Raw genomic sequence first — 11,331 nt, 5'->3', positions numbered from 1 at the left:
GGGGCTTACTTGGACTCGACCCGTCCCACCGGGTCGGGGTCGGTCGCCAGGGCCTCGCACGCGTGCGGCCACGTGGGGGCGCCGGGGTGGAGCTGGGTGTCGAGGTAGGCCGCGGCGAGTCGGGCGAGGGCGGCGACTCGCCCGGGGTTCTCGTCCGTGGTCTCGGCGGCGTCGTATCCGGCGATCCCGCCGAGACCGTGCTCCGCGCCGAACAGGGTGAGCAGGGTCTTGGGGCCGGGGGCGAGGGTGTAGGGGTCGGCGTGCCAGGCCGGGCCCATGTCCGTGAAGTGCCGGGAGTCGTCCTTGTCGCCGGCGACGACCAGTGCGGGTGCGGTCATGGTGGAGAAGTCGACGGCCCCGATGATCGGCCACTGCTCGGCCATGGGCCCGTTGAGGACGTCGCCGCCCCTGCCGGGCGCGGCGAGCAGTACGCCCGCCTTGATCCGGGGCTCGACGAGGTGCACCACGCTGCCGGTGTCGGGGTCGGCGAGGCCGGCGCCGAGCAGGAGGGCGGCGGTGAAGCCGCCGAGCGAGTGCCCGGCGACGGCGACCTTGGCGGGGTCGATCCGCCCCGCGAGCTGCGGCACGGTGCGTTCCAGCAGGTCGAGCCGGTCGAGGATGTGGATCATGTCCTCGGCGCGGGAGCGCCAGAAGTCGGGCGCGCCGGGTGCGTCGGCGACCAGGTGGCTCAGCGTCCGGGAGGTGAGGTGGGTGGGCTGGACGACGACGAATCCGTGCGCGGCCCAGAAGTCGGCGAGCGGCGCGTAGCCGTTGAGCGAGGAGAGGTGGTACGAGGGGCCGTGGCCGTGGGAGAGGAGGATGACGGGGAGGCCGGTTCCGGTCGCGGGTGCGGAGACGCGCACCTGGAGGTCCACGGGACGTCCGGGCACGGAGAGGACCACGGGGCTGAAGGACAGGACCGGGACGGGCGAGCCCAAGGCGTCGATGGCGGTGGCGGTGGGTGTGCTCACGGTGGGGTTCCCTTTCGGTGGCGCACGTCGCCCGGCGGTCTCCTGCGTCCGGCGGGCGGCATGGCGGTCAGGGGCGTTCCGTTTCGGCTAACCTGAAACGGAGCGCTGCTCCATTTACTATCCGGAGCGCTGCTCCGTTTTGTCAATCGGTGTGGGAGGAAGACGCGATGGCCACCGAGAGCCCCGCAGGGGACGCGCCGTCCCGAGGCAAGCGGGCCGACGCCCAGCGCAACCGGCAGACGGTGCTCACCGCCGCCGCCGAGGTGTTCGTCACCTCCGGCGTCGACGCACCGATCCGCCGGATCGCGGCACGGGCGGGCGTCGGGATGGCCACGATCTACCGCCACTTCCCGACCCGGGCGGATCTCGTCACGGCCGTCTACCACCACCAGATCGAGGCGTGCGCCGAAGCGGGCCCGAACCTGCTGGCCCGCACCGACTCCCCCTTCGAAGCACTGCGCCAGTGGATCGACCTCTTCGTCGACTTCCTGGTCACCAAGCACGGACTCGCCGACGCCCTCCAGTCCGACGACGACCGCTTCGCCGCGCTGCACGCCCACTTCCTCGACCGCCTGCTGCCCGTCTGCGCCCAACTGCTCGACGCCACGGTCGAGGCCGGCGACATCAGGCCCGGCACACAGCCGTACGAGCTGATGCGCGGCATCGGCAACCTCTGCATCGGCCGCGACGACGACCCCCGCTACGACCCCCGACGCCTGATCGCCCTCCTCCTTCAGGGACTCCAGCGACCTCATGCGTCCTGAGGCCGGCGAGCTCGGACTCGCCCGGCACCTCGTCCTCGTCCGCCGGACCCGCCCACAGAGCTGCTCCGGGCGGTCCGGCGGCGGGGCGGTCCGGGCCGAAGGCGCAGCCGGGGAAGTCCGGGCCCTTCCGCATCGCCCGGGTCCCGTGTCCGGTGGGCGGGCGCGGGACCGTCCGATAGCGTCGGCAGAACCCCGGTGCGCCGCCCCCGGTCGCACCCCGTCCCTCTCGGAAAGGTGAACACCCGATGCCCCTCACCGGCACCTATGAGCCCAGCACGAACGAACGGGTCCGTGAACAGGTCGCACTGTACGAATCGTCCGGCGGCACCGAGGGAACCACGATGCGCGGCCTGCCGGTCGTCCTGGTCACGAGCGTCGGCGCGAAGAGCGGCAGGCTCCGCAAGACCCCCCTCATGCGCGTGGAGCACGAGGGGGCCTACGCCCTCGTCGCCTCCAACGGCGGCTCGGTCACCCACCCCGTCTGGTACCACAACCTCGTCGCCTCCCCTCTCGTCGAACTGCGGGACGGGACCCGGCAGTGGGACATGAAGGTCCGTCTCGTCACGGGCGAGGAACGCCGGATCTGGTGGGAGCGCGCGGTCGAGGCTTTCGCGGACTACGCCGACTACCAGCGCCACACCGACCGGGAGATCCCCGTCTTCGTCGCCGAGCGCACGGCCTGAACCCGCCCGCGTACCGCCCGCGGACCCCGTGGAACGCGGACGGGGCAGGCGGACGCCCGGCCCGAAAGGCCCGGCGTGAGCAAGCCGCGCAGGTACGGCGTCGGTAAGCCGCGCAGGTACGGCACGCCGTCGGCCCGCAGGCCGCGGCGGCGGACCGGCGCGAACTCTGCGGCGAGTACGGCGAGTACGGCGAGTGCCGCTTCCCTCGGCTCGGGATCCGCGTGGCGGGGCGGTTCGGATCCCGAGCCGTGGCCGTCGTGTGCGGGACCTGTCACCTCCGGTACCGCTGCGCCACGGCCGCGAAGGCGGCCTTGGGTTCCCATTCCATGTCGGGGTAGGTCTGCCCCCGGCGCCCTTCGAGGAGTTTGACGATGCCCAGGCCGGCGCGATCCAGGTCGTCCCTGGGGTCTCCGTCCGGACGGTGCGGATAGCCGGACAAGGCGAACAGGAACACGAACGCGCTGTCGACGCCCTCGGTCTCGAAGATCTCCAGCAGTTCGCCCAGATACGCGGCCTGGCCCGCCTCGTCACGCTCGTACACGCCGTTCAGCCGTACAGGGGCCCTGGTCTCCGGGTCGTGCTCGACCACGTCCAGCACCCGCCCGCCGCGGTCTCCCGCGTCGCGGTAGGCCGCGGTGCCGAACCCGGTGACGGCGAGCGGCTTCGGGCCTCGGGCCAGGGCGCGCACCGCGTCCCGGAACCGGTCGGCGACCTCGGCGGAGCGGATCAGCTCGAACGTCACGATGTCGAAGGGAGTCCAGTCGACCTGTTCGAACTGAATGGACGCGTAGGTGAGCTTGCCCTGGAAGCACTCGCGGACCGTGGCCACGGCGTCACGGAGGAACGCGTTGACGCGCACGCCGAGCTCGCGCATCGCCTCGGCCCGTCGCTCGGGTCGGCCCATCAGCTGCTCGACCCGTTCCTCGGGGCTCTCCCCGGGCAGGAAGCCGCGGTTCATCACGCTCAGCTCGACGCCTGCGACGAAGACGACGGCGGCCCCCTGCCGCCGGAGCCGTTCGGCTCGCTCGGCGCAGTCGCGGAAGAGCGTGAGGATCTGCTCCGGGTCCAGCTCCAGCGGATAGGGCGAGAACCAGACCTCCAGGCCGAGTTCGGCGGCGGCGCCGGCGGCCAGCTCCAGTCGGTCCGGGTCACCGCCGATGATCTGGACCGCGTTGCAGTGCAGGTCGTCGCGGATGACGGCGAGTTCGCGCCGGACCACCGCGGGGCTGAAGTGCTCGCGCGATGTCCGGCCGTGCAGGACGAACCCGGTGTCGTAGGTCATTCCTCTTGCTCGCACGGTGACGTCCTCTCTCTGCCGGTCTCGGTCGGCCGAGACTGACAGAAAAACTGCGTGCACGCAACTTTTCGTACCCGCAACTTCGCGTGCGCGCAACTTCGCGTGCGCGCAACTTCGCGTGTGCGCAACTTTGCGCGCACGCAGCCCCGTGTGGAACGCTGGCACCGTGACGACACCACCACCGGGGCTGCGGGAGCGGAAGAAGCGGGCCACGCGCGAGGCGCTACGCGAAGCGGCCCTGCGCCTGGCCGTGGAGCGCGGCCCCGACCAGGTACGGGTCGAGGACATCGCCGAGGCGGCGGGGGTCTCGCCGCGCACCTACAACAACTACTTCGCCAGCCGCGAGCAGGCGATCGTCTCCGCCGTCACCGCGGACCGGGAGGCGCGCATCGCGGCAGCGGTCGCGGCCCGGCCCGCGGGAGTGCGCCTGGCTGACGCCGTCACCGAAGCGGTGGTCGAGCAGTACACGGACACCGGTGAGCGCGCGCACGAGGCGCTGCTGCTGATCACCACCCGGACCGCGCTGCGCGACGCGTTCCTCGACGCCACCGCCGGCATCGAGCCCCCTCTCACGGCGGTGATCGCCGAGCGCCTGGGTGACGCCGGACCGCACACGGCCCGCGTCCTCGCGGCGAGCGTGGCCGCGGCGGTTCGCATCGCGTTGGAAGGCTGGCTCCGACCGGCCGGGAACACAGGGGCCGCCGGGAGTTCCGGCGCCGGAGAACTGGTCGTGCCCTCCGGCCCGCTGCCCGACCAGCTCCGCGCGGCGCTGTCCCCGCTCGCGGCCGCGTTCGACGCCGCCGAGCGGCGTGTTCCCTCGTGAATCGGCGGTGATCCGGTCCACCGCCGACTTCGAGGTCCCAAGCGGCGGGACGAGCCGACATGCGGTCAGGTCCGTGCGTCAGCAGGCCGCGACGAGCAGGGCCCGGCCCTCCGGCGGAAGGCTCCGCGTCCACACCCTGCGCCGCGGCACCCTCGCCGACTTGCCGAAGGGGCGAGGGCTCGGCCCGGAGCACGGGACTACCTGGGACGACTTGCCCTCGAACGGCGCCGAGGGCGCGTGCCCGGAGGTGTCACGGCCCGCGCCGTGCAACGCGGCCTCGCACCGACCGCCGCGATCCGGCACGGCGACGCCACCGGACACACCGTCCGGCGCGTTCAGCGCGTTCAGCGCGTTCAGCGAACTTTCCGTCAACGCTGCTTACCTACTGGAGGGGTGCGCGGTCGTAGGCGTTCTCCTTGCGGCCCGAACATGATCAGATACTCGACCGGTCCGGAGGAGCCGGCGTTCGCGACTCCGTGGGGGGTGCGGGTGTCGAACTCGGCGACCTCCCCGGCGGTCAGGACGAGGTCCTGGTCGCCGAGGGCCAGCCACAGCCGCCCGTACAGGACGCACAGCCACTCGTAACCCTCGTGGGACACCTGTCGGGGCCGTCCGGGCGGCTCCCCCACGGCGGGCAGGACGTGCTTGTGGGCGTGCAGGCCGCCGACGTAGCGGGTCAGCGGCAGCACCGTCTTGTCGGCGCGGGCGGTGCGAGGCGCCGGGCTACGGCGCTCGGTCGCAGGAGCGGGAGCGGGAGCGGCCAGTTCGTCCAGGGAGACTCCGTACTCCTCCGCCAGCCGCAGCACCACCTCCAGGGTGGGCTTGCGCCGCCCGGTCTCGATCCGCGACAGCGTGCTGGACGATATGCCGGTGGCGTCGCCGACGCCGGCGAGCGTGAGGCCACGGCGCTCGCGCACGGCCCGCAGTCGGGCCCCCATCGACGCCAGTGCCTGGGCCGCTCCGTTCCCTGGCACCGTCCCCGCTCCTTCCCGTCGTGCCGCTTCACCTGGCTGACCTGCGAGCTTGCCAGAACGGCAAGGGTGATCGCGTCGGGCGGGCGGCGCGCCGCATGATCGATGCGTAGCCGCGTCGCCGCGAACCGAGGAGAAGCCCATGCAGCCCGATCCGACCACCGAACCCCACCATCGCACCGTCGCGGCCCCGGCCGGACGTCTGCACCTGGTCGAGCAGGGCGCCGGTCCGCTGGTCCTGCTCGTGCACGGCTTCCCCGAGACCTGGTACTCCTGGCGCCGGCAGCTCCCGGCCCTCGCCGCGGCCGGCTACCGGGCGGTGGCGATCGACGTGCGCGGTTACGGCCGCTCCTCCAGGCCTGAGGCGGTCGACGCCTACCGGATGCTCGACCTGGTGGAGGACAACGTCGCCGTCGTGCGCGCCCTCGGCGAGGAGAGGGCGGTGGTCGTCGGCCACGACTGGGGCTCCAACATCGCCGCCGCCTCCGCCCTGTTGCACCCCGAGGTCTTCCACGCGGTCGGCTTGCTGAGCGTGCCGTACGCGCCGCCCGGCGGCCCCCGTCCCACCGACGTCTTCGACCGGATCGGCGGCCAGGAGCAGGAGTTCTACGTCTCCTACTTCCAGGAGCCCGGCCGCGCCGAAGCCGAGATCGAGCCCGATGTGCGGGGCTGGCTCGCCGGCTTCTACGCCGCCCTGTCCGCCGACACCATGCCGGCCGGGGACGAGCCCGATCCGCACTTCGTCACCCGCGGCGGCCGGCTGCGCGACCGCTTCCCCGGCGGCCCGCTCCCGGCCTGGTTGAGCGAGGACGACCTCGACGTCTACGCCGGGGAGTTCGAGCGCACCGGTCTGACCGGCGCGCTCAACCGGTACCGCAACATGGACCGCGACTGGGAAGACCTCGCCCGCCACCGCGGAGCCCCGATCGCGCAGCCGTCGCTGTTCGTCGGCGGTGCCCTGGACGCCTCCACCACCTGGATGTCCGACGCCATCGACGCCTACCCCACCACGCTCCCCGCCCTGTCCGCCTCCCACCTCCTGGACGGCTGCGGCCACTGGGTCCAGCAGGAACGCCCCGACGAAGTCAACCGCCTGCTGACCGACTGGCTCGCCGCCCTCCAGGTCTGAACCGGGCAAGCCAGGCGTACCACCGGTCCGCGCGCCGACACGGTGCCCGAGGCGGCGGCGCCGAAATCGGGCCTCGGGCACAGCCTCCCGCGGCCTCGGGGGGAAGGAGGACTCAGCGGAGCAGCAGGTCGCGGATCGCCTCCGTGATCTCCTCGGGCGCCTCCTCGGCCATGAAGTGCCCCGCGCCGGTCAGCCGGTGGTCCAGGTCCGGCGCCCACGCGCGCCAGACCGCGGCGGCGTCGTAGCCCAGTCGCGCGCCCCAGTCCTGCTGCACGACCGTCACGGGCATGGCCAGCTGGGAGCCGGCGTCCTGGTCCGCCTGGTCGTGCGTCGTGTCGATGCCCGCCGAGGCCCGGTAGTCCGCGACGATCGACGGCACGGCCGCCGCGCTCGCCCGCAGGTACGCGGCCCGGACCGGTTCCGGCATCGCGGCCGGGTCCCTGGCCCAGGCGTCGAGGAAGGAGCCGAAGAAGGCGTCGGCGCTGTTGGCGATCATCGTCTCCGGCAGCCCCGGCGGCTGCGCCATGAGGAACAGGTGGTAGCCGACCGCCGCCGGGACGCCGTGCAGGACGTTCCACATGTCCAGGGTCGGCACGACATCGAGGATGCCCAGGTGGGTGAGGGTCTCCGGATGGTCCAGGCCCGCCCGGAAGGCGACCAGGGCGCCCCTGTCGTGGCCGACCAGGGCGAAGCGCTCGTGGCCGAGCGCCGCCGCCAGGGCGACGACGTCGGCGGCCATGGTGCGCTTGGAGTACACCTCGGGGCCGGTGGCCGTCGGCTTGTCGCTGGCGCCGTAACCGCGCAGGTCGGGACAGATCACCGTGTGCTCGCCGGCGAGCCGCCGGGCGACGTGCCGCCACATCAGGTGGGTCTGGGGGAAGCCGTGCAGCAGCACGACCGGGCTGCCGCTGCCGCCGACGGCGGCGGCCAGCTCCACTCCGTCGGCGCCGGGCAGACGGACGTGGTCGAAGCCGGGAAGGGTGGGGGTCATGAGAAGGCCCTCTCGGGGGTCGGGGTCGGGGTCGGGGGTCGGGGTCGGCGAAAGCCTCGGCCCGAGGACGGACGGAACCAGGGCGAAAGCCTCGGCCCGGGGACTGACGGAACCAGCGTGGGCGACGGCGATCAGCAGCCGATCAGTACGCTTCGACGTCGCGGGCCGGCGGCACGGAGGATGGAGGACATGCGAATCGACGTACTCGGTGCCGTGCGGGCCCTCCGCGACGACGGCACCGCGATCGACCTGGGCGGGCCCCGCCACCGCGAGGTTCTCGCCCGGCTCGTCGCCGCCGGGGGACGCATGGTCCCCACCGACACCCTCGTGGACGACCTGTGGCCCGAGCCGCCGGTGCGCGCCGTGGGTGCGTTGCGTACGTTCGTCGCCGCGCTGCGCCGCGCCCTCGAACCCGACCGGCCGCCCCGCACTCCGTCGCGCGTCCTCATCACGGAAGGACCCGGCTACGCGCTGCGCCTGCCGCGCGACGCCGTGGACGTCCACCGGTTCGAGGGCGCCCTGGCCCGGGCCCGGCGCGCACCCGACGGGCTGGCCGGCCTCGACGCGGCGCTCGCGGACTGGCGCGGTCCGGCCTACGCCGACGTGACCGGCTCCGCGTGGGCCCAGCGCGAGCGGACCCGGCTGGAGGAGCTGAGGCTGGAGGGGGTGGAGCTGCGCGCCCGCCTCGTCCTCGACTCCGGTTCGGGCGCCGAGCTGGTCGCCGAACTGGGCGCCCACGTCGCCGAGCACCCCTGGCGCGAACCGGCCTGGGAACTGCTGGCCCGCGCGCTGCACCGGGCGGGCCGTCAGGCGGACGCCCTGGCCACCCTGCGCCGCGCCCGCACGATGCTGGCGGACCAGCTCGGGCTCGACCCCGGTGCCGGCCTCCGACGTCTGGAGACGGACATCCTCCGCGGAGCCACGACGCTCCAGCCCCCGCGCACCGTGTGGACCGCGGGCGTACGGCTGGGCCCGCGCACCACCGTGGAACTGGCGCGGACCCTGGCCCTGGCGGGCGGGGACGCCCTCGTCCACTCACGGCGCGACCGCCTCGCCGCCGTCCGGGCGGCGGAGCGCACCGGAGACGTCGCCCTGACCGCCCGCGTCATCGGCGCCTACGACGTGCCCGCCCTCTGGAGCCGGGCCGACGACCCCGACCAGTCCCGTGCCGTCGTCGCGGCGGCCGAGCGTACGCTCGCCGCGCTCGGCCCCGACGGCCCCGCCGAGCTGCGCGCCCGCCTGCTGGCCACCGTCGCGGTCGAGAGCCGCAGCGCCGATCTGTCCGCGACCGAGCGGGGGCGCGCCGGGCGGGCGGCGCGCGAGGCCGAGGCGCTGGCCCGGGAGCTGGGCGATCCCGCCCTGCTGCTGTTCGCCCTCAACGGCGTGTTCCTCCAGTCCTTCACCCGGCCCGGGCTCGCGGCGGCACGGGACGTGATCGGCGCCGAGATCCTCGACCTGGCCACCCGGCACGAGCTGCCGGGCTTCGCCGTGCTCGGCCGGCTCGTCCGCCTGCAGTCCGCCTCCGCCCTCGGTGACCTCGACGCCGCGACCGCACACGCCGAGGCCGCCGAGCGGCTCGCCGTCAGCACCGAGGCGTCGCTCGTCCCCGTGCTCACCGGCTGGTTCCGGGCCCGGGTCACGGCCGCCCGCAGCGCCGAACCGGGCGGGCCGACCGCCGCCGCGGCCGCGGCGCGGTACCGCGCCGCCGAAGAGGCCCTCGCCGAGACAGCGGGCATGCCGGGACTGCACCGGGGCCTGTTCGCCCTCGCCCTGCTGGGCCTGCGTCTCCTGCACGGCCGTCCCGCGCCCACCGATCCCGCCCTCGACTGGGGCCCGTACCGTCCCTGGACGCACCCGTTGGTGCTGCTCGCCCGCGGCCGGGACGAGGAGGCCCGTACCGCCCTGGCCGTGGCGCCCGCACCGCCCCTCGATCACCTGCAGGAGGCACTCTGGTGCCTGACCGCCCACGCCGCCGCCCGCCTCGGCGAGCGTCCGGCCGCCGCCCGCGCGGCGACGGCCCTGCGCCCCGCCCGCGCCGAACACGCGGGCGGGGCGAGCGGGCTGCTGACTCTGGGGCCGGTGGCGCGGTACCTGGCGGAGGCGGAGGCTTGCGCCGACGGAAGATGACCGGCGCCACGCCGTAGGGCCGGCGCCGCCCTCGTTCGCGGCGTGGACGCCAGGCGACGGGCGACGGACGCCAGGCGACAGGCGACGGACGGCAGGCGACGGGCGACGGGCGACGGGCGACGGGCGACGGCCGGCGTATCCGCTCGTCCAGGGCGGACGCCTGGGCGCCGTCCGCCGGGGAGGCACGCCTGGCACCACCGGGCGAAGGGGCCGAGAATGGGAGGACCGACGCCGCCCGTCGATGCCGTCCCGGCCCCGCGGGAAAGGCGCCGGGGTCCGCCGGGCTCGGCGGATTCCCCGTCCCGCAACACGGCAGGGGCCCAGGTGGTGACCTATGTGCCGATGGCTCGCGTACTCGGGCACTCCCGTACTGCTCGACACCATCCTCTACAAACCGGCCCACTCCCTGATCGACCAGAGCCTGCACTCGAAACTCGGGGTGGAGACCACGAACGGCGACGGCTTCGGAGTCGGCTGGTACACGGGGAACAGCGAGTCCCCGGCCCTCTTCAGGGAGATCGGGCCGGCCTGGAGCAACCGGAACCTACGGGAGCTGGCGGACCACGTCGATTCCCACCTGTTCTTCGCCCACATCCGGGCGTCGACCGGGACCGCGGTGCAGCAGTCGAACTGCCACCCCTTCCGGCACGGCCGCTGGATGTTCATGCACAACGGAGCCATCGCCGACTTCCACCTCGTGCGCCGCGACCTCACCATGCTCGTGGACCCCGGCCTGTACGCCGACATCGAGGGGACGACGGACTCCGAGGTGATGTTCCTGCTGTGCCTCACCTTCGGCCTGGAACAGGACCCGCCCGCCGCGGTCGCCCGCATGGCGGGGGTGGTGGAACGCGCCGGTCACGAACACGGCGTGGCGCTCCCCCTCCAGATGACGCTGGCCATCACCGACGGCGAACGCACCTGGGTCTTCCGCTACTCCAGCGGGCACGCCTCCCGGTCGCTGTTCTACAGCGGCCGGGTGGAGACTCTGCGCAGACTGCATCCCGATGTCACGTTCCTGCGGGACATCTCCGAGGAGACCCGTCTCGTCGTGTCCGAGCCCCTGGGCGATCTGCCGGGCGCGTGGAACGAAGTGCCGGAGAGCGCCTACGGGGTCATCCGGCCCGGCACCGACGAACTGCGCTCCTTCGTCCCGGCGGCGGTGTGACCGCCGCGCGCACGGCACCCCTCGGTCTGGGAGCGACGGCGCTGCCCCTGCCGCCCCGGCTCCCGGCCGCGGAGCTCGCCGGCTCGACGCGTACCGGAACTTCCTCCAGCTCGCCCTTGTCGCCCCGGCCCTGGACGTGGCCGGCAGCGGCGGCGAGGGGATCGAACGGGAGGCAAACGCGAACCGGTTCGCGCCGGACGCGCCGGCCGATCGCTTCGGCGGCCACCGGGCGAAGGCCCGTCAGGCGGTCGAGGCGGCCGGGGCCTCGCTCGCCCCGGCCGCCTGAGGGGCCGGGCGGCGCGCGCCGCCCGGCCAGCCGTCACCGCACGGCGGCCGGGGGGCGCGTCCGTACGCTCCACCGGCCGACGACCCGCGGGAGCCGGACCGCTGGGTCGAAGCAGTCGCGC

Annotated in this window: 10 protein-coding genes; 6 read left to right on the top strand and 4 right to left on the bottom strand. The window is 74.1% G+C overall.

Annotation, left to right across the window (positions count from 1 at the left end):
• Window positions 1-5: 5 nt before the first annotated feature.
• Window positions 6-971, bottom strand: a complete 966-nt coding sequence (locus AB0E83_RS08255) for a chlorophyllase (RefSeq protein ID WP_362107743.1) — start codon at window positions 969-971, stop codon at window positions 6-8.
• A 167-nt stretch (window positions 972-1,138) separates the two neighbouring features.
• Between AB0E83_RS08255 and AB0E83_RS08250 the strand changes: the two genes are divergently transcribed.
• A complete protein-coding gene (locus AB0E83_RS08250) occupies window positions 1,139-1,735 on the top strand; it encodes a TetR/AcrR family transcriptional regulator (RefSeq protein WP_362107740.1) in 597 nt (198 codons plus the stop codon).
• A 245-nt stretch (window positions 1,736-1,980) separates the two neighbouring features.
• The gene (locus AB0E83_RS08245; RefSeq protein WP_362107737.1) at window positions 1,981-2,418 is read left to right on the top strand and encodes a nitroreductase family deazaflavin-dependent oxidoreductase; all 438 of its coding nucleotides are present in this window, start codon (window positions 1,981-1,983) and stop codon (window positions 2,416-2,418) included.
• A 271-nt stretch (window positions 2,419-2,689) separates the two neighbouring features.
• Here AB0E83_RS08245 and AB0E83_RS08240 read toward each other — a convergent pair whose 3' ends face one another.
• Window positions 2,690-3,700, bottom strand: coding sequence for a hypothetical protein (locus AB0E83_RS08240; protein ID WP_362107734.1), 1,011 nt, complete (start codon window positions 3,698-3,700; stop codon window positions 2,690-2,692).
• 181 nt (window positions 3,701-3,881) lie between these two features.
• On the opposite strand from AB0E83_RS08240, the gene AB0E83_RS08235 reads away from it, so the two are divergent.
• Window positions 3,882-4,538 (top strand): TetR/AcrR family transcriptional regulator, encoded by a 657-nt coding sequence (locus AB0E83_RS08235; RefSeq protein ID WP_362107731.1) that lies wholly within the window; start codon window positions 3,882-3,884, stop codon window positions 4,536-4,538.
• 368 nt (window positions 4,539-4,906) lie between these two features.
• On the opposite strand, the gene AB0E83_RS08230 is transcribed toward AB0E83_RS08235, so the two are convergent.
• Entirely contained in the window at window positions 4,907-5,476 is a 570-nt protein-coding gene (locus AB0E83_RS08230) for a helix-turn-helix transcriptional regulator (RefSeq protein ID WP_362107944.1), read from the bottom strand.
• 175 nt (window positions 5,477-5,651) lie between these two features.
• On the opposite strand from AB0E83_RS08230, the gene AB0E83_RS08225 reads away from it, so the two are divergent.
• A complete protein-coding gene (locus AB0E83_RS08225) occupies window positions 5,652-6,638 on the top strand; it encodes an alpha/beta hydrolase (protein ID WP_362107729.1) in 987 nt (328 codons plus the stop codon).
• 112 nt (window positions 6,639-6,750) lie between these two features.
• Here AB0E83_RS08225 and AB0E83_RS08220 read toward each other — a convergent pair whose 3' ends face one another.
• Window positions 6,751-7,629, bottom strand: coding sequence for an alpha/beta hydrolase (locus tag AB0E83_RS08220; RefSeq protein ID WP_362107728.1), 879 nt, complete (start codon window positions 7,627-7,629; stop codon window positions 6,751-6,753).
• Window positions 7,630-7,818: 189 nt separating this feature from the next.
• Between AB0E83_RS08220 and AB0E83_RS08215 the strand changes: the two genes are divergently transcribed.
• Both AB0E83_RS08215 and AB0E83_RS08210 read left to right on the top strand, forming a co-directional pair.
• Complete coding sequence (locus tag AB0E83_RS08215; RefSeq protein WP_362107725.1) at window positions 7,819-9,756, top strand: AfsR/SARP family transcriptional regulator; 1,938 nt, start codon at window positions 7,819-7,821, stop codon at window positions 9,754-9,756.
• Between the two features lie 334 nt (window positions 9,757-10,090).
• Window positions 10,091-10,924 (top strand): class II glutamine amidotransferase, encoded by an 834-nt coding sequence (locus AB0E83_RS08210; RefSeq protein ID WP_362107722.1) that lies wholly within the window; start codon window positions 10,091-10,093, stop codon window positions 10,922-10,924.
• Window positions 10,925-11,331: the final 407 nt, after the last annotated feature.

Origin of the sequence: Streptomyces sp. NPDC035033 (assembly GCF_040636735.1) — a bacterium.
GTDB lineage: Bacteria > Actinomycetota > Actinomycetes > Streptomycetales > Streptomycetaceae > Streptomyces.
This window is presented reverse-complemented; position numbering and strand designations above follow the sequence as displayed.